We start from the raw sequence: 22,901 nt of genomic DNA on the forward strand, positions 1-22,901 counted from the left end.
AATAAATAATCTCCCCTCCTCCGCTCTCATACCATTATAAGTCCATGTTAGCAGAAATATCACTTCTTCATGGTCGTTGTTCTTCTATAATAACAGATGAATCCCGATTAGGAAAAACAATAATATTCCTAACCGCAAATGAAGCCGCCGCATTTTGCCTGACGGTTTTACGAGCCGCAGCCATCCTGTCGCCACCATGGCAATTAAATTGAGCAGCGCGAGAAGACCAAACATCATCTTTCCGTTTTGCCAAGTAAATCCAAATGTATTCCATACCGCTATACCGTGCAAAAGAATAAATACTAAGGCGAGGGTTCCTGTCCAGCGGTGATATGGCATAGCTTTGCGCGACAGATTTGCCAGCTTTATTTTAATTTGCCGGTCCTTTGCTTGACGAATGGTGGAAAAAACAGCATTCCTTGTCCAATTATATAAAAAGAAGAGAAAACCGATTGCTCCGAAAATAATATGTATCTTTAACAATGGAAAGGAAAAATGGGATGCAACCTTCCATAATAAAAGACAGAATAAAATAAAATTGAAATAAAACCAGTAGCTCATAACTTTCCCTCCAGCAAATTCCATTCATGATTGTCTTGCCATATATGACTATTTAACCATGTAAACTCTTCAAGGCAAGTGAAAGAAATCACGGATTTCCGATTTCTACCTCGATTTTGTTTAATTTCCCCTGCAAAAACATATACTAATTGCTAGCTGAAAGAAAGGATAGATGATGTTATGGGCAAGCCATCCGTTCAATTATCTTTGCAAACATCTAGTCTCATCGTCGGTTTCATGATATGGGTTTTACTTTCTTCTCTAATGAGCTACATTCAGGAAGACATCGCCTTAACCTCGGGACAAGTGTCAGTCGTCACGGCGATTCCTGTTATTTTAGGTTCACTGCTTCGCATTCCCATCGGTTTTTACGCAGACCGGTTTGGAGCGCGCATCATATTTCTTATCAGCTTGCTAATTCTGTTAATCCCGGTATTTCTCATCAGTGTCGCCGACAGCTTTTCCGACTTAGTGATCGGCGGACTGTTGTTAGGTGTTGGAGGAGCCGTCTTTAGTATTGGGGTTACATCCCTGCCAAAATATTATCCGAAAGAAAAGCATGGGTTTATTAATGGCGTCTATGGGGTCGGGAACATTGGCACGGCGATTACTGCATTTGGAGCCCCGATTCTTGCCGAGTCCATCGGCTGGCAAAGCACGGTCAGACTGTACCTCTTTTTATTAATTGCCATCGCCCTGCTCGTTTTCCTTTTTGGCGACCGGAAAGAGAAAAAGGCGAAAAAATCGATGGTTGATGAAATTAAAGGTGTTTACCGAAACGTTATTCTTTGGTTTTTGAGCTTATTTTATTTCATTACATTCGGTTCCTTTGTTGCTTTTACGATGTTTTTGCCGAGCCTGCTAGTCGGCAATTTCGGCTTAAGTCCGGTGGATGCAGGCATTCGGACCGCCGTATTTATTATTATCGCCACATTGTTGCGGCCAATTGGCGGATTATTAGCAGACAAATTTAATGCATTTGTCATTCTTCTTTTTGTCTTTGCCGGGGTTACGTTATCTGGTATCATCCTATCCTTTTCCCCGGATATTTTCTGGTATACGATTGGAGCATTGAATGTTGCCGTTACCGTCGGAATCGGGAACGGTACCGTATTTAAGCTAGTGCCTTTGTATTTTTCGAAACAGGCAGGAATTGTCAATGGCGTCGTCTCAGCAATGGGGGGACTGGGCGGCTTTTTCCCGCCTTTATTGCTAACGGCAGTGAATAATATTACTGGCCAGCATGCCATCGCCTTTATGCTGCTGTCCGAATTTGCCCTTGTCAGTTTTGTCATTGTCATCTTTATGTACTACCAGGACAAGGTGAATATCGAACGGCAAATTATTGAAGGGGCGGCTGAAGGCATTCTCATTACGAACCGGAAAGGAATCATTGTCAACGTGAATCCCGCATTTACCCGGATTACCGGATATGCGAAAGAAGAAGCAGTCGGAAACACGCCGAAAATATTGCGTTCCGGGAAACACGACGACAAGTTTTACGATAATATGTGGAACTCCATCAAAAAGAATGGTCACTGGGAAGGCGAAATATGGAATAAACGGAAAAATGGAGAGCTATTTCATGAACGATTATCGATCAGCGAAGTGAAAAATGACAGAGATGAAGTCATCTATTACGTCGGCCGATTTTATGATATTACGAAAGGAAAATAATAGATTGGAACTAGACGACAAAAACTCAAGCGGAAAATCCGCTTGAGTTTTTTTATACTCCCTGTTTCCGGTAATTGGAGCGGGAGCGATACTGTTGCGGCGGCCGGGCCGGATATCGTATCGGAAAACTGAATATATGCACAAGCCGGGTAAACGGAATGGAAGCAAACAAGGCAAAGGCCGATACGACGTGAAGTTTAAAGATAAAAGGCACGCCGCCCATCAGCTCATATTTCGGCTGGAAAATAAACAGACTGCGAAACCAGGGACCGATTGTTTCCCGATACTCATATGCGACCACCGTCGTATTGTAAATAATCGTCATGTACGTGCCGGTACCGGCGACAAATAACAAGGCAAGTACCGTAAAAAAATCAGCAAACGTTGCTTTTATCCGCACCGGGTCAATGGTGATTTTGCGGATGAGAAGGATGACTAATCCGAAAACGACCATCAGTCCGGCCAAACCGCCGCCCCATATCGCACCGATATGATATGCATGATCGGAAATTCCAAGCGACTGATAAAACTCCATCGGTATAACCATCCCCATGACGTGACCGATAAATGCGAAGATGATTCCGTAATGAAAAAGCGGGGAACCAATCCGCAGCCACTTTTTTTCAAGGAAATTCGTAGACGGTGCCGCCCACGTCAGCTGACGGAAGGCGTATCGGTACAATAAACCGAAAATCATGATCGTACCCGTAATATAAGGAAAGATAACCCACCAAAATATATCTGCCACAGGCATTCCTCCTAAAGGTGTAATCGTAGTTTTTATTGATACATGATCGGGTAAGGCAGTTCTTCCAAATCGGCTTTTTCCCGCCCTAACTCCAGCTGCCGGATTTCTTCTTTCGACGGAACCGGGAAAACGTACGCCGTTAAAATTTCTAAAATTTGGGCGTACGGGTTTTCCCGGTCGATTTTCTCCGTCATATAACTGACAGCAACACTCATCCGCTTCCAAAGCCGTTTCGTTTCTTCATTTTTTGGTGCGACGGCCAGAAATTCCAAAAGCATCGGAATGTAATCGGCGAGTTCCGATCCGTCCCTCTCAAAACCGTGGACATTGATGATTTTTTGCAGTTTAATAAGCGCTGCACCACGCCGGTTGCTGTCCCCCAGCTCGTAAGCCGTTAAATAGAGGCCGAGATTCGATTTTAGATCAAAGGTTTCCACATATATCCGCTGCAATTCCCGGATTTCTGTCCGCAGCAACGGAGCGTACATATTAGTTATTCTCTGCCCTTTTCTTTTCGGAAATATTTCTTCTATGACTTCGTTCATTTCTTTCATTTTTATTTTCCATTGTTCCGTCGGATAGCTTAGCGCTCTCGCGGACAAAATCAATAATGCTTGCTCCTCTTTTTTCATAAGTTTTCTCTCACCTTCATCATGCCGAATCGCGGATTCATCCCTTCCGGAGGGGCAAGTTCTTCCAGACTGCATGCTCCCCGTTTGTAATGAAGGTCGTCATCCATTTCCCGCCGTCCCGTCGGAATGACGTAGCGTTCATTATATTTTGCCACACCTAATAGTCTTGCCATTTCTTCAATTTCTTCCGGAGTAGTCTCTGCCTGCTTTACTAATTCGCTCTGGCGAAATTCGTCTACTCCGCCGACGGTTTTTCCGCGCATGTATACCCGCATCGCTGATAGTTTCAGCAGCACTTTCCGAATCACTTCTGTGTCATCGGCAGATAGAAGCGAAGCTAAGTATTCTACCGGTATGCGCATCTGATCGACGGCTGGAATGTATCCGTCCGTATCTAATTCGTCCTCATTCGTAATATGGTTCATAATCGGACTTAACGGCGGCACATACCATACCATCGGCAATGTCCGGTATTCCGGATGCAGCGGCAAGGCAATTTTCCATTTCATCGCCATTTTATAAACGGGAGATTCTTTGGCCGCTTCAATCCACGGGTCCGTTATCCCTGCTTTTCTTGCTTTTTCCTGGACTTCCGGATCAAAAGGATCGAGAAAACAAGATAATTGGGCTTCATACAAGTCTTTCGGATCTTCCACAGAGGCCGCTGCCTTCACTTTATCCGCATCGTATAAAACAACACCAATGTACCGGATTCTTCCGACGCACGTTTCCGAACAAATTGTCGGCAGACCCGCTTCTGTCCGCGGATAACAGAAATTGCACTTTTCCGCTTTATGGGTATTCCAATTGTAATACACTTTGTGGTACGGGCACCCATTTTGGCAAAATCTCCAGCCCCGGCACGCATCGTGGTCAACTAGAACGATACCGTCTTCATCCCGCTTATATAAAGCGCCTGTCGGACAAGAGGCGACACAGGACGGATTAAGGCAATGTTCGCAAATGCGGGGCAAGTACATCATAAAGGTCCGCTCATATTCCATTTTGATATGCTCCTGCATTTTTTCCACGTTAGGGTCTTTGGCCACATTTTCGCTTCCGCCGGCTAAATCATCATCCCAGTTGGAGCCCCATTCCGGCTTGTCGATATATTTTCCGGTAATCGTCGAAACCGGACGGGCTACAGGCAAATTATCCCTTTTCGGACTGTGGATGAGATTATCATAGTCATAGGTCCACGGCTCATAAAAATCTTCCATTTCTGCCATATCCGGGTTATAAAATATTTTCGCCAGTTTTGAAATCGGACCCCCGGCCCGAAGCTTCAATTTTCCGTCCTTTAATATCCAGCCGCCTTTGTACCGGTTCGTATCTTCCCAACGTTTCGGATACCCGACTCCCGGGCGGGTTTCCACGTTGTTAAACCACATATATTCCGTCCCCGGCCGGTTTGTCCACGTCGTTTTGCACGTAACCGAACACGTGTGGCAGCCGATACATTTGTCCAGGTGCATGACCATTGCCACTTGAGCTTTAATTCTCAAGCCAATCAACCTCCTTTAATGGTCTGACAATAGCGATGGTGTCCCGTTGGCTTCCTGTCGGACCGTAATAATTGAACCCGTAGCTTAATTGGGAATACCCGCCGATCATATGGGTTGGTTTGACGGAAATTCTCGTGATGCTATTATGGGTTCCGCCGCGCTTTTTATTGATTGCCGTACCTGGCACTCCCATCGTCCGGTCCTGGGCATGATACATGTACACCATTCCTTTTGGCATCCGGTACGTAAGCACGACCCGGGCAACGACGACACCATTTCGGTTAAACACTTCGATCCAATCGTTATCCTTCAGTCCGATTGATGCACCGTCTTCTTCATTCATCCAAACGACCTGCCAGCCGCGAAACAATTGCACCATCGGCGTCGCTTCGGTAAACATCGTATGGATGCCCCATTTTTGATGCGGGGTTAAATATCTTAGCGTCAGTGACTTGCCGTCATCTGCCACTTGTCGGTCATTTTTTACAAATGGACCTTTATTGAGCGGCGGCAAATATAACGGCAATGCTTCACCGAAATCAAGAATCATTTCGTGATCCAAGTAAAAACTTTGTCTCCCTGTCAGCGTCCGCCACGGGATGTTATATTCGGTATTTACCGTAAACGGAGAATAGCGCCGTCCGTCTTTTTCCATTCCGCTCCACATCGGTGTAGAAATGGACGTCCGCGGCTGGGCGGTTAATGCTTCCAGTGTGAAATCTTCTTCTTCCCTTGCCTCGGCAATTTCCGTAAGTTTCAGGCCAGTTTTTTCCTCCATGGACTTCCAGCCTTCCACTGCCCGCTTGCCGTTTGTAGCTCCCGACATAAAGAGAATGGCATCGATTGCCTTGCGGTCTGAAAACAAATCCGGATTTCCTTTTCCGATGCCGTCAAATGTTGATTCCCCAAGCCGGTCCTTTAATTCGGCAAACACTTTTTCTCCCGGGAGTTTAACTCCTTTACCGCCGTAGCCTTTCTTTAAATTCGGTCCGATCGTGATCATTTTTTCATAAGTACGAGGGTAATCCCGTTCCATTATTTGAAGATGCGGCATCGTTTTGCCCGGAATCGGTTCTGTTTCCCCTTTGCGCCAATCTTTGATCTTCCCTAACTCCTGGGCAATCTCCCCTTCCGAGTCATGACCTAACGGCCGCATGAGCAGTTCTTCAGTTTTCGGCAAATGTTCCTTCGCCAGTTCCGAGAATACTTTGGCTATTTCACGGAACGTATCCCAGTCGCTTTTCGCTTTCCATGGCGGACTGATTGCTGCATTAAATGGGTGGATAAAAGGATGCATATCCGTACTGCTAATATCGTATTTTTCATACCATGTTGCTGCCGGAAGAACGATATCAGAAAACAGACCGGAACTCGTCATACGAAAATCAATACTGACAAACAAATCCGTTTTCCCTTCCGGCGGCGTATCGGAAATGTGTACCATTTCCGGCTGCCAGGAGCTTTCCGCATTCGCCATTACCTGGTGTTCTCCTCCGATAAAATGTTTCGCAAAATATTCATGCCCTTTCCCGCTGTCACCGAGCAAATTCGATCGCCAGTTGAAAAATACCCGCGGGAAGTTCCGTGGGTCATTCGGATTTTCTATTGCCCAGTCAATCTCGCCCTTTTTAATTTTTTCAACGACGTGCTGAATAACTTCTGCATCACTTTTTGCTCCTTGTTCTCTGCTTTCCTTTACGATATCAATCGAGTTTTGCGAGAACTGGGGAAAAGAAGGGAGCCAACCAAGTCTTGCCGAAAGGGCATTGACATCTGCAGGATGCATGCCTCGATACTTGCTGCCCCATGCATCCTCTTTTTCGTCATCGTTTTTTATTTCATAGCGGAATTGTTCGGTGACGAAATAAAAGAAGGACGTGCCATTTTGCAGCCTTGGCGCAACTCCCCAGTCGGTCGCAAAGGAAATAACATTCCACCCTTCTACCGGCCGCACTTTTTCCTGACCGACATAATGGGCCCAGCCGCCTCCGTTTACTCCTTGGGAACCGGTCAGCAAGATTAAATTTAATATCGCACGGTAAATTTGATCACTATGGAACCAGTGGTTTGTACCCCCGCCCATGGCAATCATCGATTTTCCTTCTGTTCTTTCCGCATTATCCGCAAATTCCTTTGCCACTTGGATGACGTGATTTCGGTGCACTCCGGTAATGCTTTCCTGCCATGCCGGGGTATACGGTTTCGGGTCATCATAATCGGCCGGATAATCCCCTGGCAGCCCCCGGTCCACACCGGCATGGGCCATTAACAGGTCAAAAACGGTCGTTACTTTTAGCAAATTACCCGTTTTGTCCTTTATTTGTTTAACCGGCACACCGCGGGTAACAGCCCCTCCCTCTTCTTCAGCAAAGTAAGGAAAGCTGACCGGAACGATTTCATCTGAGGTGGAAAGAAAACTCAATTGGGGATGAATTTCTTCCCCGGCTCCATTCTTTAATTCCAAGTTCCACTTGTTGCCGCCGTCCCAGCGATGGCCCAACGTTCCATTTGGAATTTCGATGTTTTTCTTTTTCTCATCCCAAATGACCGTTTTCCATTCGCCAAGCTTTTCTTTATCATCAAAGTCGGAGGCCCGCAAAAAACGGTCTGTCCGATATTCGTCACCATGCTCCCGTAAAATGACTAAAAACGGCAAATCGGTGTACCGTTTTACATAGTTAAGAAAGTACGGAGTTTCTTTTTTTACATAAAATTCTTTCAATATGACGTGGGTCATTGCCATTGCCAAAGCACCGTCTGTTCCCGCCCGTGCAGGAAGCCAGATGTCGGCAAATTTTTCATATTCGGCATAGTCAGGACTGACACCGACGACTTTTGTTCCGTTATACCGGGCTTCTACCATAAAATGCGCATCAGGAGTACGGGTTTGCGGCAAATTAGTTCCCCAGATGATGAAGTACTTCGAATTATACCAATCGGCACTTTCCGGCACATCAGTCTGGTCCCCCCACACCTGCGGCGATGCAGGAGGAAGATCAGCATACCAATCATAGAAACTTAATAAAGTTCCTCCAATCAGCGAAAGAAATCTTGCCCCGCCTGCATAGCTGACCATCGACATGGCTGGAATCGGACTAAATCCGACAACCCGATCCGGTCCGTATTTTTTAATTGTGTATATAATAGAACTGGCAATTAACTCACAAATTTCCTGCCATTCGACACGGACAAATCCGCCTTTGCCCCGGGCAGAAACATATTTCTTCCGTTTTTCCGGATTGCTGACAATTGCTTCCCATGCCGCTACCGGATTTTTTCCCTCGTTCCGTTCCTTTCTCCATAAGTCATATAAATCGCCGCGAATATAAGGAAACTTTACCCTTGCCGGACTATATGTATACCAGGAAAAACTTGCTCCCCGCGGACATCCCCGCGGTTCGTATTCCGGATAATCGTCACCCGTGGAAGGATAATCCGTTTGCTGGGTTTCCGACGTAATAATCCCGTCTTTTACATAGATTTTCCAGCTGCAGGAACCGGTGCAGTTAACCCCGTGGGTGGAGCGGACAATTTTATCGTGGGACCAGCGTCTCCGGTACAGCTCCTCCGAATCCCGCGAACGGGGACTTTCCTCCGTCCAATTATCATTAATTTTGTTCCCGCGTCTAATATACTGCAGAGACTGTAATAATTTATTGTTCCTTCCTGCCATCATTATCACCTCCAGAAGAGATCCACCCTATCGGATTAAACTCTTCCCCGACAATGCGAAACCCTTCTTTTCCTTCCTCAAATTCTCGTAAAAAAACTTTTAATGTTGGTGCATTGGCGGCAACCAAAATTAATCGTTCAATTGTATCCAAATCATTGAGACGGTATATTTCTTCAACGAGTCCGGGCTCCAGCAATCCGAAGCGCATCCTTAACACAGCGATTAAATCCTCCCGGTCCTGAGTCAAATCTGCTTCCTGTTCAAATAAAAACATTTTGCTCCTCCTCTTAAGGCGTCATCTTCTTAAAGTAATCATCAATCATTACTTCCCGGCACTGTATACCTGTTTTTTCGATGAAAGAATCGATTTTCGAATTCCCATCATCGAGTTCCTGATGAGTAAAAAACTGATCCGCCTGATGGGAAAACTGGCTGCCGTAGCTAACAGTGACATGAATTCCATCCTCATTCTCTGTTCCAAAAATTTGAATGTCGTAAGGATGGATATGATATTCGTCCTCCAGTTTCATGGTAATCAGCCGATAAAGGTTCGGAGACAGCGACTGTAGTGGAGCTGGCCGGTTCATGTCAATCCCTCCTTTATTCATGTCCTTGAAGGATTCGTTCTTCTTCCTGATTATGAAACATATCTACATGGACCAATGCATGGAAGCGTGCCATTACTTCTTCATTAAACCCATCCTTTGCCAGCAATTCTTTTAATTCTTTCACCAAAAAACGCATCGTATCATGGTCCCTTGTAAGAGCAATAATTTCAGATTTTAATTGAGGAAACTCTTCTGCTAATTCTTTATATAAACCGCTCTCTTCTGCATCCGCATGCTTCAATGTCCGTGACTCCCAATGTTCGACGGCAATGTAGGCAACTTCTTTTCCTTTTTCCAAATCTCCTTTTTTCCATAATTGAAGCAGCAATTCATTTAACTCGATTGCTTCATTCAATGCAGCTTCATGTATGGCAGCATGACTGAAGGCATTTTTTAATCCAGGTCCTGACATATCCTTACCTCCCTTCTGATTTTTGCCGCAAGAAGCCAACAAAAATATACATCTTCAATTATGTGAATTAATTTCCTTTTTTATACTCCTTTTCCAGAGAAAGAAAATTTGGATGGAGAGCCGCAACTTTGCTTTTCAACAATAAAAAAAGCACCCCGTTGGGCAGATTGCTCTGTCCATCGAGGTGCAATTAAATTATGCTTTAACTTTTCCTTGCTCGCGCCAAGCTTTCGGAATATAAACACAATATGGCTCGCTTTCCATATAATCGCCGGTAACGTTATAAGCCCGGGATCTGGAGCCGCCGCAAACATGCCGGAATTCGCACACGCCGCATTTTCCTTTATATTTGTCCGGGTTCCGGAGGTTTTTAAATATTTCTGATTCCCGATAAATGGTCGCAAGCGGAGTTTGTCTTACATTGCCAGCTTTTAATGGCAATAGTCCGCTCGGATATACGTCGCCGGTATGGGAAATAAAGACGAATCCATTTCCGTCATTAACTCCTTTTGGAGCCCGGCCAAGCCCGTCAATCGCTCCTGTTTTGCCTTGATTGATTGCATCTTCATAGTAAATATGCTCTTTATCGCTTAAGCCTCTTTTTTCCCGCATTTTTTGCTGGATGACGACACGGCGATAATGTTGTCCGGCAGTTGTTTTAATGTCGAAAGGTAGCCGTTTTGACAATTGATATAGCCAGCGGAAAACTTTTTCATGTTCTGCAGGGCTGATCATATCTGACTCTTTACCCCGTCCCGTCGGTACTAGGAAGAAAACACTCCATAAGACGACGCCTAATTTTTCCACCATTTCCGCCATTTCCTCTAAGTAATCATAATTATATCGGGAAATTACCGTATTGATTTGCAGCGGCATGTCCAATTCATGCAAATATTCGATGGCCTTCATCGTCAAATCGAAGGAGCCTTCCGTTCCGCGAAAATGGTCGTGCACTTCTTTGCAGTGACCGTCCAAACTGAACGCCCAGCGGGCAAGCCCAATATCTTTTGCCTTTTGCATCGCTTCTTTAGTAACATTCGGAGTTGCCGATGGCGTCATGGATACTCGGACTCCCTTTTTAATCGCGTATTCGGCGATATCAAATACATCAGGTCGCTCTAGCGGATCCCCGCCGGTAAAGACGAGCATTGGATTATCCATATCATAAATTTGGTCAATTAAATTTTTTCCTTCTTCAAAGGTCAATTCCAGCGGATGGCGATGATGCTGAGCTTCCGCGCGGCAGTGAAGACAATGCAGCTGGCACGCACGAGTAAGCTCCCATATAACAATAAAGGGGTTTTCGTTATAATCCCGGTTGAACATAATTTTCCCTCCAGCTCATTTTTATTCAACATACCATTTTTAAAACTGATTTAGCAGTGATTTATTTCACATTGTTTGTGACGAAAACGGTATATAATAGTAATTAATGTGACGAAAGTTTGTACAGGATGGATAAAATAAATAAATCCTTGAAAAACTTCCAAGGATTTATTTATAATCGATTTACTTTTTGCCTATTACTACTCTCCACAAGTCGGGACCATTTTCTAAATATTCCCAGGTAAAAGTGCCTTCTCTTTCCATCATGAATTGATATTGCAACGGTTTCGGGTCGTGGTCATTCGTTAACTCCAAATATTCACCAGATGCCAAGCCGTCAAAGGCTTCAAATATTTTAGGGTGACGAATTCTCGGTTCAATATCTGGTGCGTGTAATCTTACTGCAATTTGTTTTTCACTCATTGCCAATTAACCTCCTAGTTGTTGTTTCTTTATATGTTTATCTTATACTAGCAAAAACCGCTTTGATGTGATGCCTGTCACATTTTCGCTATGATTTTACGCACTAAGCCCTTATTAAAAAAATCCGTTTCAGAAGGCAAATGGCTAAAATATATTGAGAAAGAGGTAGGCTCAATGTATCCAGATACAGTGAAGGAATTATTACAGCGATTTCCGTTGTTTCAAAATTTAACAGAATTTGAAATGGAGCCTGTGCTCCGTATCGCCAAAAACCGAACTTATCGTCAAGGCACTCATATTTTTATGCAAGGAGATCCGTTAACAAATGTTTATTTTATCCATCATGGGAAAGTAAAAATATACCGGACGGATTTGCAGGGAAAGGAGCAAATCGTCAACATTCTCAGCCGCGGTGAAATGTTTCCCCATCAAGGGTTTTTCCGCAACGACAATTACCCTGCCCACGCCGAGGTAATGGAAGATACCGTGCTAATCTATATACCTATCAATGAATTCGAGGAATTTTTAATTTCTAATCCGGAAGTTTGTATTAAAATCTTTCGGGTGCTGGGAGATAAACTTGTCGATTTGCAGAAACGGCTGGAAGAAAAAATTCTCCACAATACGTACGAACAGATTATTTTATTATTAATCCGTTTGGCGAAAAATCACGGAATCCGCCTTAGCAATGATGAAGTGAAATTATCTACCCAATTCACAAATAAGGATATGGCCAATATGATCGGCTCCAGCCGGGAAACAGTAAGCAGAACGTTAACCCAGCTGAAAAAGAAAGGCTTTATTCAAACAGCGGAAGACGGGCATTTAATACTGGACATTCCCCTTCTCAAAGAGGAATTATTTTAGTAAAACAAATAATTGAAACATAGGCTCCCATCTGAAATTGGAGCCTTTTTTATTTGTTCGCTGCATGTGATTTATATCACTTCATAGCTAATTGAAAATGATTATCATATAAGTAACAACCTCTCTTAGGGTTAGAATAGCCGTCGATATCCACGGCATAAAACAGAAACCGAGGTGAATATCATGGAAAACAAAGACTACGTGGAACTGGACGTGAGGGAAGATTTGCATCTGAAAAAGGAACCTTTCGACAAGATTATGGCGACAGTAAAATCATTAAAAGAGGGTCAGGCTTTTGTTTTACATGCTCCCTTTAATCCGCTTCCTTTACATAAAGTATTAGGTCGCAGAGGGTTTGAGCATAAGGCAGAAAAAATTGAAAAGAAACATTGGAAAGTAATCTATACGAAGAAGGAGGATTCCGGAGATGAAAATTCTTGATAACCGCGGATTAGAACCGCCTGCACCAATGATGCGCACGTTAAAAAATTTGGACAAGATGAAAAAAGGGGAAAAACTGGCGATTATTAATGACCGGCGGCCGATGTTCCTTTATGAGGAACTGGACGAAAGAGGGTATTTGCACGAAACAGAACCTCAGGAGGACGGCAGCTTTAAAATAACTATTACAAAGACTGGTGATTAAAATGATGCCCCGGGCAGACATGAAAACGGACACGAATATTACATTGCCCCTCAGTTTTATCGTTTATGGCTTAATTGCACTGATTCTTTCCCAATTTATATTATTTTTCAGCAGCAGTTCGCTGCTTTCCGGGCAATTCCGGATTCCGGAAATATGGATGAGCGCCCACTTCCTTTTGCTCGGCTTTGCGTTAATGGTTGCAATGGGAGCTATGTACCAGCTAGTTCCTGTTGCCTTTTTAGTGCAAATATGGAACGAGAAATTTGGCTTTGTCCAATTTTTTATGACCGCATTCGGAATTCTATTCCTTAGCGCCATGTTAGGAATAAAGCCGAACTTTGCTGTTTATGGAGGCATATTGACCGTAATTGGAGTGTTCATGTTTCTCCTGCAAATGGAAAGGACGATGAAAAAGGTAGAGAAAAAATCGATGATGTATTACTTCGTCATCGCAAGCCTTTCCTTCCTATTGCTGGCGATTCTGGCAGGATTTCTTCTCGTTTGGAATTTTGCTTTTGGCGGAATTCCAAATCACGAAGCAATTCTATACACCCATATGACATTCGGGGTAGCCGGATGGTTTACGCTTTTAATTTTTGGCTTCTCGTATAAATTAGTGCCGATGTTCAGCTTATCCCACGGCTTTTCGATGAAGCGGGCAAAACCGTCACTCATTATTTATATAGCTGGCTTAAGTTTTTTAGTCGCCTCTTTTTGGCTTCCGGTATCCTTCCTTGATATATTAGGCTGGATGCTACTATGGGCCGGTTTTGGCCTGTTTGTCCTGGATATAAAAGAAATCTTGCAAAAAAGAGTGAAGAAAAAGCTGGATAAGCCTTTCATTTTCTCTCTTATTGCCATTGGCAGCGGATTTCTTATTCATACGATTGCACTTGGATTCAGTCTCTTTGCCGTCCATCATCGCGATATATGGAGCTGGCTCATTTTCCTCTATATTATGATTTGGATTATTTTTAGCATCATCGGCTACCTTTACAAGATCGTGCCCTTCTTATGGTGGACCCATAAGTATGCAGATCGGATCGGTAAGGAAAAAGTGCCGACATTAAAGGAAATGATGAATGAAAAATTAAGCATCTATTTATTCATTCTTTTTTCCGTTGCCATTATAGGAATCATTATCAGTTTTAGTGTTGCAAGCGGCAAATTGTTATTTATTTTTCTTGGAATCCTTGCCTTCACTTCCCTCGTCTATGGGATGTCAATCATAAAAGTCCTTGTTCAATAGTCTCAGCGAAAAAGGAGTTGGTGCCGATGGATATCGTAGAAAAAGTGCAAGAAGCTTTATACGATGTTATTGACCCGGAACTGGGTATAAACATTGTCGATTTAGGACTCGTCTACGGCGTAGGCGCAGATGATGAAGGGAATATTACGATTACGATGACGCTGACTACCCCTGGATGCCCGATGCACGACAGTATTGCTGCCGGAGTGGAGCATCGGGTATCTCAAGTGGAAGGAGTGCAAGATATCCATGTCGACTTAGTATGGGAACCGGCATGGAATCCATCGAAAATGAGTGATCGTGCGAAGGAGATGCTGTGGGGATAGCTCCCCCTGTCTCCTTTTTTTCAAATCTCTGAAACCCCATCAACACCGCTACAATTTCGTCAAGGAAAATTCCCATTTTTGCCCTATTTCCCTTTATCTTTATTGATAAAATAGTGGTAGAGAATCTAGGAGGAACAAACATGAAAAAAACTTATGTACATATTTCCTTGCTCTTTTTTCTAATTACAGCTTTGTCTGGGGTGTTGATGCGGGCCTTTCCTTATTTTCCCAATTTCTTTATTCCCTATGATCATATATTGCATGCCCACTCCCACATTGCTCTTCTTGGATGGGCATTTTTAGGCGTATTCGTCATTTTTCTCAAACTCGAGTGGGAACGGATAGCAAAGAGAAGACAGGCGATGATCATTTGCTTCACACTTTTCGTCGTATCATTGTGCATGTTTTTTGCATTTTTAGGACAAGGCTATGGCTTTATTTCCATACTTTTTTCCACTTTGCATATTTTTGCCGAATATTGGGCTGTCATTTTTATTTACCGATATATTAAAAGGAACCGCCATCTTCCAAAGCTTTCTTCCTTATATTATAAAGGAGCACTCCTTGCACTCATCATTTCATCCTTCGGACCATATTCCTTGGCTATTATTTCTGCCAACGGCTGGAAGGATGGCGCATTGTATGATATGTCCATTTATTTCTATTTGCACTTCCAATATAACGGCTGGCTCACGTTGTTTTTAATCGGTTTGTTAATAACGATTCTTTCCTCTCAAAAAATACAGTTTAAACAAAGGTATTTAAAGCTTGGATTTTGGCTATACTTTTTTTCTCTATTTCCAGGCTATTTACTGTCTGTTCTCTGGGTGGAAGGGTTAACTAGTTTTGCAAATGTATTGGCGGCAGCTGGTAGTATTGGGCAATGGATTGGCGTTCTTTTTATCTTATTCGCTTTTCACGGCTACAAGAAATATTTTTCCAAACTGGAAGCTTTCGGTTTGAAAATTACTTTCCTGCTATTATTTTTAAAGAGCACATCTGAGCTGGGGCTAATATCCCCTGTACTTGCCGAATTAGTTTATGATACGAGAAGTGTCGTTATCGGGTATCTTCATTTAACGCTGCTCGGATTTATCAGCATCTTTATTTTGACCCAATTTGCACTGGCAAAACTGCTTCCTATTCATCAGAAGAGCAGAAATGGCTTTGCCATCTTCTTCATCGGCTTGATCATGAATGAGTTATTATTATTTGCCGATGCTTTTCTCCAATGGATCGGCATTCGAACATTGCCTTTCCATATTTCCGGACTGCTAATTGCAAGTATCTTGCTCGCATTAGGTATTTTCATTATATGGAGTTCGGTTATGCATAAGAGCAGCCATTGATAAAGAGAACGTAAAAATGCCCCAGTTAGATTTGAAAACAGTCTAATGGGGGTTTTTGTTGGACATGCTGTTTTTTCCATTTTTAGTTAATTACGGTATTATGCGGCAAAAAAACAAGAAGGATTCGCAGGTGACTTGCGAATCCTTCTTATTCATAATCCTCGATAAACAATGTTTGAATGAAATAGATAAACAGACAAAGCCCCATGAACAGAAAGGTCCATCCTAGTGCTTTTTGCTGGGAAATAAGGTAATTATTGCACAGCTGGACAGGGGCTGCGATATAGAGCCAGGCCATCAAGCCAAACAGTACAGCAATAAAAACGTATACGATTTTTTTAACGAAGGGGGTTAATTTTCTCCAGCTTTCTCTCAGCGGAACCCCGGCAAGAAAAGGAAGACTAATAAACTTCCACGCTTCTACAAAAGGGGAAGCAATTGCTTCATCCATCATTCTCGGGATCATCCAATAACTTAAAATAATGAGAAAAAGAATAATGCCAGGGATGCCGTTTGCATTCCACTTTTCAAAAAATCGAGGGAATTTCTGTTTTAATAAAGGAGTAAACAACATGCCGATGACAATGAGCAAAGGCATTTGCATATGCATGTGGATAACCATGTTTGATTCAGAAATTACAATAACCGGGGGAAGCATCATGAAAATATAGATGACGAAACCATAGATTGCTTGCTTCATTCCTTCTCCCCCGCCTTCTTCTCTAAAATGGCTGTTACTTTATTTGCAGCTTCTTCAATTTTTTTGTAATCCATCACTTCGACCAGCGTGCCTTGCGGGTCGACTAAATAAAATGCCGAATTGTGGGTGAAATTTCCTGAATCATCCGGTATAACGACGACGCCAAACTCATCCAGCAAATTTTTCAGCTCCGATTCATCCGGTATTCTTGCCATCCGCCACGTTTCCCCGTCACTGTTAAAATAAGAACGGTATTTTTCCAATGTTTCCGGTGTATCCCTTTCCGGGTCAAAACTGATGCTTAAGAATACAATATCCTCCCCGATATATTGCTCTGGAATTCGTTCATATACTTGAGCCATATTTAATTCCAATTCAGGACAAACATCAGTACAAGCAGTATAAATAAAAGTGACAAAGACATATTTCCCGGAGAACTCAGAAAAAGAATATTCCCGTTCTTTGCTGTCCTCCAATGTTACATTAGGAAATTGGGGCTTTTCTTCAATTAATTCCTTCGTCCGGGCCGTTTCTGCAGTAAAAGCTTGAAAGCCATCGGTACTTACAAAAAAGATTAAGAAACCGAAGACGAGTATGATGATTATGGACAACAAATTATTGCTGATTCTCTTCAACGCTGATCACGTCCTTATTTACGTATAAAGGAAAGAGATAGTCCATCACAACTATAGACTATCTCTTTTTCAATTACCAAGTTCGGATTGGCGGTGAGCCTGGAACGTTGATCATTTCCATTAACGGCATTGCGTAACCCATAGCAACGATCGCAATTAATAGGATAATGCATAGTCCCCAGCGTTCAAGCCACATTGGGGATGGGGCATCATTTGGATCCTGTTCCCCGATTGCGAATTCAGTAACTCCTTTTGGAGCTAAGAACATCAAGTTAAACGCAATATATACCATCAATACGACACCGATAATGAGGAACGTACCGCCGATGGCCAAGAAGATTAAATATGGTTCCCAGCCTAGAGCCGTTGCATGATCCCCATAGGTAGAGTAAGAAGTTCTGCGCGGAGAACCTAAAAGCCCGACAGCGTGCATTGCTCCAGACATAAAGATCATACCTAATGTCCAGAAAATTGTTTGGGCAATACCTAATTTGTTCATTTGCGGCGTCAATTGACGTTTGCTTAAATACGGAATGAGCCAGTAAGCAACCCCGAAGAATGTTAAAGCTACGGTAACCCCAACGGTTAAGTGGAAGTGACCGACAACCCATAAAGAGTTATGCACAACTTGGTTCAGCTGGTTATTTGTTTGGGCGATACCGCCAGCTCCCCCTGGAATGAAGGCAACCATCCCGATAAACGGTGCAAGGAAGCGAACGTCTCCCCAAGGCAATTTCTTAAACCAGCCAAGCAGTCCTTTTCCGCCTTTCTTGCGGCCGGTTTTTTCAAATACAGCAAACATGGCAAAGGCAGTCATCATCGACGGGAACCCGATGGAAAGACTCATAAAGACGTGAACAAATTTCCATCCTTCCGTAATTCCCGGGTCAATGATTTGGTGGTGGAATCCGCCAGGGATATTTAAGATAACGAGCAAGAAAACAACTAATCTTGTCAGCGAATCACTGAAACGATATCCGTCAATAATTTTTGGAATGGCAACATACCATGCAGAAGCTGCAGACAAGTACCAAATGTTAACGAGCGTATGGCCGAAGCCCCAGAACAATGTCCGGCTGACGATAACGTTAATCGTTTCTTTAATGCCAAAAGCCCAGAAAATTAGAGCAAATACTTCAACTGCAACGAGAATGCTTGAAAAAGTTAACATAACAAATACGCCAGTTGCAAAGTATGAGAAAATCGGAATCCGCTGACCCTTATTTTGTTTTTTCCAATTTCCTACTTGAATGAAAACACCTGCAGCTGCGATCCAGATTCCCAATACTAAAAATACTAAACCAATGTAAAACCATGGAGATGCTTGCATTGGTGGATAGAACGTATACATAACCGTTGCTTCTCCGGCAATAACCATGGAAGCTACCATAACGACACCAATCACCATGGAGAACAAGGCAGTCCATCCAAGTTTACGGACAATCGGCAGCAATCCTCCAAAAGTATGGGAAAGTCCTGCATAAAAGTATGCTACGACGAAAGTAGTCGTAAATACGAGAACAAATAAAATACCATGCATCGTAAGGGTTTGATAATAGTCAAACCATGCCGGCAGTTCGAGCAGTCCTGCACGGTTTAAACCTTGAAACAGTCCTAAAAATCCTCCGATGAATACGGCAACAAATGATATGACTAAAAAGGTTAATGAAAGCTTCGCATCTTGGGGATTGACACCTAATGCTTTTTGAACCTTATCTTGAATAGATGTTTTTTCTACAGCTAATTCCATTCTCTATTCCCCCTCCTTTATTTCACAGTAATCGTTGTTGACATTAGCTGGTGTCCGGTTCCGCAATATTCGTTACAGATAACCAAGTATTCACCAGGTTCGTCAAACGTCTCGGTAATTTTTTGTACATGGCCAGGCATGACCATCGCATTCATGTTCGTGCCAGGAATTTGAATACCGTGAATGACGTCTTTCGATGTCATCGTGAAATGTACTGTTGCTCCAGCAGGTATTTCAATTTCATTTGGGGTAAAGCTGAACGCTTGCAATGTCATAACAACTTCATATTCATTCTCTCCGACCTCAAATACTCCCGGGTTATCAAAAGGTTCGGTTTCATCCACTTTTTGCGGATCAATTGGTTCCATTCCGCTTGGCGGAGCAAAACCTTGGGCAAAAGCTTGATAACCTGTAATAACCATAGATAAAACAATGATTGCTACACCAATGATTAGCCAAATTTCTTCCGCGCGATGTATTTTCATAATTAAATCCCTCCTATATTCTTGCTATAAATAAAGCAAGAAGTATGATGATAAAAAGTACAATCGTTCCACCGACAAATACGAGCGTTGAAAATAATGCTCCCTTGTAAGATTCTTCATGTTCAGAATGAGTCGTAATATTTTTGTTTGTTTCCACGTCATTACCCCCCTTATTGATATCCTCACCTCCATTCTAATTTCAAAAAGGAGGCAGATAAGTGAAATACATCACACCAAATAGTGATTTTCGTCACATTTCTGTGAAATCGTGACAAATTATTGACACGGTAATTTTTCTCTGTATCACAGAAAAAGAATAAAAAAACCAATCTTTTCCGCTTTGGAAAAGATTGGCTGTTCTTTTATATTATTCGCTTTACTTGGCCGGTAATTGCTTTCACGCACTGGACATGCTTGTCCCATGTTGCGGCATTAAGGCTTACATCATCCATGTTCTTTCTATCATCCATTCCCTCTGCATCCAACTCTTTAAGAAAAAGCTTTTTTGCAACTTGCGCGTTTACCCCTTCCGGCAGCGGAAATGCGCATAATTGCAGCGAGTCTTTTTCTAAAAGTGTTCTCTCTATTTTCCCCTGCGTTCTTTCTCTTTCCACTTGAGCTATTGGATGGAAACTGGATGTCGTAACGTATACGACCTTTTTCACCGCTCTATCTATGAGGATTATTAGCCAGTCCTCTTCCGTATGTATTTCCGTTTCGACAATATCGAATGCGATAAATTTCACGGTTCCACCTCCTGGAAACGAAAGCTAAAAAGGAATTATTTATTATACTACCATAAATGGGATTATTCTAAATAGTTTTTCTGCCAAAACATAAAAAGGTCCATCCTGTGATGCTATTACAGGATGGACAACGATATGTAATTAATCATTCCGGTCAATAAAACAGGTTAAAACTTGAGCTTCTTCATCCCCGACAGGGACGAATAAATGCGGTTTCGAACCTTTAAAGTACGCACTGTCACCCTTTTCCATATAATAGTTTTCGTTATCGTAGAGCAAATAGATGGACCCTTCTAAAATATAGATGAATTCATCTTGGGAATGGGTATATGCTTCCTTTCGCAAGTTAAGCTTTTTCGGCGTTACATGTACAATGGTAGGTTCTATACCGCTATAATGGCTGCGGTTTGCCAACAGCTCATAGGAGTAACCCATATGAGCATCTCCAACTCTCGCCTTCCGATTCGAACGTTTTTGCAGGACAAGGTCTTCTTCGGTTTTGTCGTCTAAAATCCAAGAAAGAGAAACACCTAGCGCTTCGCTGATTTTCGATAAAGTTGCAATGGCGGATGCCGTCTGGCCATTCTCGATTTTTGAAAGCAAACTTTTGGAAATACCGCACTCATCGGCGATTTGCTGTTGCGTTTTTTTCTGCCGCAATCGAACTTGTTTTATTTTTTGTCCAATTTTATTCAGATCTATCGAAACTCATTCCTTTCCTAGCCCTATCTATGCTTTAATCATAGAATAGCGGCAAATGTTTCGTCAAGAAAAGCCGAGGGAAATAAAAATACACGAAGAAAAGCCTTCGTGCACATTACAGGATTATTTAATTTGCATTCGCAAGCAAAGACCGGCTTGGAAGCACTCTTCCTAATTTGTTCTGGATCAATACGGAAGCTTCAAGTATCTTCCTTTCGTCAATCCCCGTTTCAATTCCTAAACCATGCAATAAGTAAAGTACATCATTCGTAGCTACGTTTCCTGCAGCTCCAGGCGCATAAGGACATCCGCCCAGACCGCCAATGGAACTGTCGAAACGGGTTATGCCGTATTGTAATGATGTAAATATATTTGTGATGGCCATTCCCCTCGTATCATGAAAATGCATGATGATTTTTTCTTTCGGAAAACGCGGCAGCAGGTGATGCAGCAATTTTTCCACTTGGGAAGGGACGGCAGAACCGATTGTATCCCCTAAAGAAATATCATCTACTCCGTATTCAAACAATTTTTCGCAAATAGGGATAACTTGATTTGGCGAAATTTTTCCTTCATATGGACAGTCAAATACTGTGGATATATAACCGGTAACATGTTTCCCAGCTTTTTTGGCATTTTCAATCACTTCTTTTAAAACAGGAAAAGTATCATCGATGGATTTATTAATATTCTTCCGGTTATGGGTTTCGCTGGCTGACATAAAGACGCTTGCCCCGTCAATTCCTGCCTCCAGCGCAAATTCCAGCCCTTTTTGATTGGGAACTAGAGCTGAGTAGGTGACGTTCGGATTTCTTTTTATCCCTTTCCCGACTTCCTTCGCATCAGCAAGCTGCGGGATCCATTTCGGATTGACGAAGGAGGAGTATTCAATTTCTGTAACTCCCGTTTCCGACAACATATTGATCCATTTAATTTTGTCTTCCGTTGACAAAGGTGTTTTCTCGTTTTGCAAACCGTCCCGCGGGCCAACCTCTTTAATTTGAACGAAATTTGGCAGTTTTCCCATCCATATCCCTCCCTTAAAATTAATCGGCACCCATATACTCATCGACGAACTTTATACAGTTATATGTTTTTCCTGCTGCACTCGTTCTGGAATCATTACTATATTCAACTATATCACATTATATTCAACCATGTTAATTTGTATTCAACTTTGTTGAATTTAGTTTATAATAAATTTTCAAAAATATCAACGTGTTTTTTGCACAAAAAAACATACTGTGCATCGGCGATGCCGATTCAGTATGTTTCAAAACCAATTATTGCGCTTGTTGTACTTCTTCTTGCCAGCCTTTACAAACATCTACCCAATCTTTTGCAGAGGAATACTGCTCCAGTTCTTCATTTGTTAATTCAATGGCCGAATTCGTGCTGCCGCACGCTGGAAAAACCGTGTGAAATCGCTTTAAAGACACGTCAAGAAATACATCTAATTTCTTCTTTAATCCGAATGGACAGACTCCGCCAATGACATGGCCAGTCTGTTCTAATACTTCCTCAGGGGAAAGCATCCGCGCTTTGAAACCAAATGTATGGCGAAATTTTTTATTATCAATTTTCGCATCTCCAGCAGCTACGACAAGAATCGGGTCTTCCCCTTCCCCGCGGAAAGATAAAGTTTTCGCAATTCGTGCAGGAATTACTCCAATCGTATCTGCCGCTTCCTGAACTGTTGCGCTCGAAGTAGAAAATTCCATAATATCTCCTTCCCGGCCCCAGTTCCGGAAATGTTCTTTCACCGATTCAATTGACATATATTTCTGCCTCCATTCCGAATCTTTTACTGTATTGGTATAAATCATACTTTATTCCCAACAATTTTTCAAATATTGATTCATTTTACTTTTTTAAAAAAGG

Annotated in this window: 26 protein-coding genes; 7 read left to right on the forward strand and 19 right to left on the reverse strand. The window is 42.6% G+C overall.

Going from position 1 to position 22,901, the window contains the following annotated elements; genetic code table 11:
* Positions 1-84 precede the first annotated feature (84 nt).
* Complete coding sequence (locus IEV18_RS07440; RefSeq protein WP_188391756.1) at positions 85-561, reverse strand: hypothetical protein; 477 nt, start codon at positions 559-561, stop codon at positions 85-87.
* Between the two features lie 180 nt (positions 562-741).
* On the opposite strand from IEV18_RS07440, the gene IEV18_RS07445 reads away from it, so the two are divergent.
* Positions 742-2,238, forward strand: a complete 1,497-nt coding sequence (locus IEV18_RS07445) for a nitrate/nitrite transporter (protein WP_188391757.1) — start codon at positions 742-744, stop codon at positions 2,236-2,238.
* A gap of 52 nt (positions 2,239-2,290) precedes the next feature.
* On the opposite strand, the gene narI is transcribed toward IEV18_RS07445, so the two are convergent.
* The 9 genes from narI to IEV18_RS07490 form a co-directional block, all read right to left on the reverse strand.
* A complete protein-coding gene (narI, locus tag IEV18_RS07450) occupies positions 2,291-2,986 on the reverse strand; it encodes a respiratory nitrate reductase subunit gamma (RefSeq protein ID WP_188391758.1) in 696 nt (231 codons plus the stop codon).
* Positions 2,987-3,018: 32 nt separating this feature from the next.
* Complete coding sequence (gene narJ / locus IEV18_RS07455; RefSeq protein ID WP_188391759.1) at positions 3,019-3,618, reverse strand: nitrate reductase molybdenum cofactor assembly chaperone; 600 nt, start codon at positions 3,616-3,618, stop codon at positions 3,019-3,021.
* The gene (gene narH, locus IEV18_RS07460; RefSeq protein ID WP_188391760.1) at positions 3,615-5,123 is read right to left on the reverse strand and encodes a nitrate reductase subunit beta; all 1,509 of its coding nucleotides are present in this window, start codon (positions 5,121-5,123) and stop codon (positions 3,615-3,617) included. The genes narJ and narH overlap by 4 nt, the downstream gene beginning before the upstream one ends.
* On the reverse strand, positions 5,113-8,796 hold the full coding sequence (locus tag IEV18_RS07465; RefSeq protein WP_188391761.1) for a nitrate reductase subunit alpha: 3,684 nt from the start codon (positions 8,794-8,796) through the stop codon (positions 5,113-5,115). Before IEV18_RS07465 ends, narH begins: the two co-directional genes overlap by 11 nt.
* A complete protein-coding gene (locus tag IEV18_RS07470; RefSeq protein ID WP_188391762.1) occupies positions 8,777-9,070 on the reverse strand; it encodes a hypothetical protein in 294 nt (97 codons plus the stop codon). The genes IEV18_RS07465 and IEV18_RS07470 overlap by 20 nt, the downstream gene beginning before the upstream one ends.
* A 13-nt stretch (positions 9,071-9,083) precedes the next feature.
* Positions 9,084-9,383 (reverse strand): hypothetical protein, encoded by a 300-nt coding sequence (locus tag IEV18_RS07475; protein ID WP_188391763.1) that lies wholly within the window; start codon positions 9,381-9,383, stop codon positions 9,084-9,086.
* Between the two features lie 13 nt (positions 9,384-9,396).
* On the reverse strand, positions 9,397-9,816 hold the full coding sequence (locus tag IEV18_RS07480; RefSeq protein ID WP_188391764.1) for a hemerythrin domain-containing protein: 420 nt from the start codon (positions 9,814-9,816) through the stop codon (positions 9,397-9,399).
* Between the two features lie 195 nt (positions 9,817-10,011).
* Positions 10,012-11,142: a TIGR04053 family radical SAM/SPASM domain-containing protein gene (locus IEV18_RS07485; RefSeq protein WP_188391765.1), complete on the reverse strand. Its 1,131-nt coding sequence runs from the start codon at positions 11,140-11,142 to the stop codon at positions 10,012-10,014.
* A gap of 183 nt (positions 11,143-11,325) precedes the next feature.
* Positions 11,326-11,565 (reverse strand): DUF2249 domain-containing protein, encoded by a 240-nt coding sequence (locus tag IEV18_RS07490; protein ID WP_188391766.1) that lies wholly within the window; start codon positions 11,563-11,565, stop codon positions 11,326-11,328.
* A 174-nt stretch (positions 11,566-11,739) separates the two neighbouring features.
* Between IEV18_RS07490 and IEV18_RS07495 the strand changes: the two genes are divergently transcribed.
* The 6 genes from IEV18_RS07495 (at position 11,740) to IEV18_RS07520 (ending at position 16,002) form a co-directional block, all read left to right on the forward strand.
* Positions 11,740-12,432: a Crp/Fnr family transcriptional regulator gene (locus tag IEV18_RS07495; RefSeq protein ID WP_188391767.1), complete on the forward strand. Its 693-nt coding sequence runs from the start codon at positions 11,740-11,742 to the stop codon at positions 12,430-12,432.
* A gap of 183 nt (positions 12,433-12,615) precedes the next feature.
* Entirely contained in the window at positions 12,616-12,873 is a 258-nt protein-coding gene (locus IEV18_RS07500; RefSeq protein WP_188391768.1) for a DUF2249 domain-containing protein, read from the forward strand.
* Positions 12,860-13,078 (forward strand): DUF2249 domain-containing protein, encoded by a 219-nt coding sequence (locus IEV18_RS07505; protein WP_188391769.1) that lies wholly within the window; start codon positions 12,860-12,862, stop codon positions 13,076-13,078. Before IEV18_RS07500 ends, IEV18_RS07505 begins: the two co-directional genes overlap by 14 nt.
* A gap of 4 nt (positions 13,079-13,082) precedes the next feature.
* Positions 13,083-14,327 carry a hypothetical protein gene (locus IEV18_RS07510; RefSeq protein WP_229733586.1) on the forward strand — a complete coding sequence of 415 codons (1,245 nt, stop codon included), beginning with the start codon at positions 13,083-13,085 and terminating at the stop codon, positions 14,325-14,327.
* A gap of 26 nt (positions 14,328-14,353) precedes the next feature.
* Complete coding sequence (locus tag IEV18_RS07515; RefSeq protein ID WP_188391771.1) at positions 14,354-14,653, forward strand: metal-sulfur cluster assembly factor; 300 nt, start codon at positions 14,354-14,356, stop codon at positions 14,651-14,653.
* 140 nt (positions 14,654-14,793) lie between these two features.
* Entirely contained in the window at positions 14,794-16,002 is a 1,209-nt protein-coding gene (locus tag IEV18_RS07520) for a hypothetical protein (RefSeq protein WP_188391772.1), read from the forward strand.
* A gap of 148 nt (positions 16,003-16,150) precedes the next feature.
* On the opposite strand, the gene IEV18_RS07525 is transcribed toward IEV18_RS07520, so the two are convergent.
* From IEV18_RS07525 to IEV18_RS07565, 9 genes are all read right to left on the reverse strand, one after another.
* Positions 16,151-16,702: a hypothetical protein gene (locus IEV18_RS07525; protein ID WP_188391773.1), complete on the reverse strand. Its 552-nt coding sequence runs from the start codon at positions 16,700-16,702 to the stop codon at positions 16,151-16,153.
* Entirely contained in the window at positions 16,699-17,337 is a 639-nt protein-coding gene (locus tag IEV18_RS07530) for an SCO family protein (RefSeq protein ID WP_188391774.1), read from the reverse strand. Before IEV18_RS07530 ends, IEV18_RS07525 begins: the two co-directional genes overlap by 4 nt.
* Positions 17,338-17,410: 73 nt before the next feature.
* Positions 17,411-19,087 carry a cbb3-type cytochrome c oxidase subunit I gene (locus tag IEV18_RS07535; RefSeq protein WP_188391775.1) on the reverse strand — a complete coding sequence of 559 codons (1,677 nt, stop codon included), beginning with the start codon at positions 19,085-19,087 and terminating at the stop codon, positions 17,411-17,413.
* Between the two features lie 17 nt (positions 19,088-19,104).
* Positions 19,105-19,572: a cytochrome c oxidase subunit II gene (locus IEV18_RS07540; protein WP_188391776.1), complete on the reverse strand. Its 468-nt coding sequence runs from the start codon at positions 19,570-19,572 to the stop codon at positions 19,105-19,107.
* Positions 19,573-19,585: 13 nt separating this feature from the next.
* Positions 19,586-19,729 (reverse strand): hypothetical protein, encoded by a 144-nt coding sequence (locus IEV18_RS07545; protein WP_188391777.1) that lies wholly within the window; start codon positions 19,727-19,729, stop codon positions 19,586-19,588.
* A 205-nt stretch (positions 19,730-19,934) separates the two neighbouring features.
* On the reverse strand, positions 19,935-20,318 hold the full coding sequence (locus IEV18_RS07550) for a hypothetical protein (RefSeq protein WP_188391778.1): 384 nt from the start codon (positions 20,316-20,318) through the stop codon (positions 19,935-19,937).
* A gap of 141 nt (positions 20,319-20,459) precedes the next feature.
* A complete protein-coding gene (locus tag IEV18_RS07555; protein ID WP_188391788.1) occupies positions 20,460-21,020 on the reverse strand; it encodes a helix-turn-helix domain-containing protein in 561 nt (186 codons plus the stop codon).
* A gap of 127 nt (positions 21,021-21,147) precedes the next feature.
* Entirely contained in the window at positions 21,148-22,047 is a 900-nt protein-coding gene (locus IEV18_RS07560) for a hydroxymethylglutaryl-CoA lyase (protein ID WP_188391779.1), read from the reverse strand.
* Between the two features lie 256 nt (positions 22,048-22,303).
* Positions 22,304-22,798 carry a YbaK/EbsC family protein gene (locus IEV18_RS07565; RefSeq protein WP_188391780.1) on the reverse strand — a complete coding sequence of 165 codons (495 nt, stop codon included), beginning with the start codon at positions 22,796-22,798 and terminating at the stop codon, positions 22,304-22,306.
* Between the last annotated feature and the right edge of the window lie 103 nt (positions 22,799-22,901).

This window comes from Compostibacillus humi, assembly GCF_014637175.1.
Lineage (GTDB): Bacteria > Bacillota > Bacilli > Bacillales > Amphibacillaceae > Oceanobacillus > Oceanobacillus humi.

Excerpts from the sequence above, each read along its gene's own strand:
- IEV18_RS07440 (WP_188391756.1), bottom strand. The coding sequence starts at position 561 with ATGAGCTACTGGTTTTATTTCAATTTTATTTTATTCTGTCTTTTATTA.
- IEV18_RS07445 (WP_188391757.1), top strand. The coding sequence starts at position 742 with ATGGGCAAGCCATCCGTTCAATTATCTTTGCAAACATCTAGTCTCATC.
- narJ (WP_188391759.1), bottom strand. The coding sequence starts at position 3,618 with ATGAAAAAAGAGGAGCAAGCATTATTGATTTTGTCCGCGAGAGCGCTA.
- IEV18_RS07465 (WP_188391761.1), bottom strand. The coding sequence starts at position 8,796 with ATGGCAGGAAGGAACAATAAATTATTACAGTCTCTGCAGTATATTAGA.
- IEV18_RS07470 (WP_188391762.1), bottom strand. The coding sequence starts at position 9,070 with ATGTTTTTATTTGAACAGGAAGCAGATTTGACTCAGGACCGGGAGGAT.
- IEV18_RS07475 (WP_188391763.1), bottom strand. The coding sequence starts at position 9,383 with ATGAACCGGCCAGCTCCACTACAGTCGCTGTCTCCGAACCTTTATCGG.
- IEV18_RS07480 (WP_188391764.1), bottom strand. The coding sequence starts at position 9,816 with ATGTCAGGACCTGGATTAAAAAATGCCTTCAGTCATGCTGCCATACAT.
- IEV18_RS07485 (WP_188391765.1), bottom strand. The coding sequence starts at position 11,142 with ATGTTCAACCGGGATTATAACGAAAACCCCTTTATTGTTATATGGGAG.
- IEV18_RS07490 (WP_188391766.1), bottom strand. The coding sequence starts at position 11,565 with ATGAGTGAAAAACAAATTGCAGTAAGATTACACGCACCAGATATTGAA.
- IEV18_RS07495 (WP_188391767.1), top strand. The coding sequence starts at position 11,740 with ATGTATCCAGATACAGTGAAGGAATTATTACAGCGATTTCCGTTGTTT.
- IEV18_RS07500 (WP_188391768.1), top strand. The coding sequence starts at position 12,616 with ATGGAAAACAAAGACTACGTGGAACTGGACGTGAGGGAAGATTTGCAT.
- IEV18_RS07505 (WP_188391769.1), top strand. The coding sequence starts at position 12,860 with ATGAAAATTCTTGATAACCGCGGATTAGAACCGCCTGCACCAATGATG.
- IEV18_RS07510 (WP_229733586.1), top strand. The coding sequence starts at position 13,083 with ATGCCCCGGGCAGACATGAAAACGGACACGAATATTACATTGCCCCTC.
- IEV18_RS07515 (WP_188391771.1), top strand. The coding sequence starts at position 14,354 with ATGGATATCGTAGAAAAAGTGCAAGAAGCTTTATACGATGTTATTGAC.
- IEV18_RS07520 (WP_188391772.1), top strand. The coding sequence starts at position 14,794 with ATGAAAAAAACTTATGTACATATTTCCTTGCTCTTTTTTCTAATTACA.
- IEV18_RS07525 (WP_188391773.1), bottom strand. The coding sequence starts at position 16,702 with ATGAAGCAAGCAATCTATGGTTTCGTCATCTATATTTTCATGATGCTT.
- IEV18_RS07535 (WP_188391775.1), bottom strand. The coding sequence starts at position 19,087 with ATGGAATTAGCTGTAGAAAAAACATCTATTCAAGATAAGGTTCAAAAA.
- IEV18_RS07540 (WP_188391776.1), bottom strand. The coding sequence starts at position 19,572 with ATGAAAATACATCGCGCGGAAGAAATTTGGCTAATCATTGGTGTAGCA.
- IEV18_RS07560 (WP_188391779.1), bottom strand. The coding sequence starts at position 22,047 with ATGGGAAAACTGCCAAATTTCGTTCAAATTAAAGAGGTTGGCCCGCGG.
- IEV18_RS07565 (WP_188391780.1), bottom strand. The coding sequence starts at position 22,798 with ATGTCAATTGAATCGGTGAAAGAACATTTCCGGAACTGGGGCCGGGAA.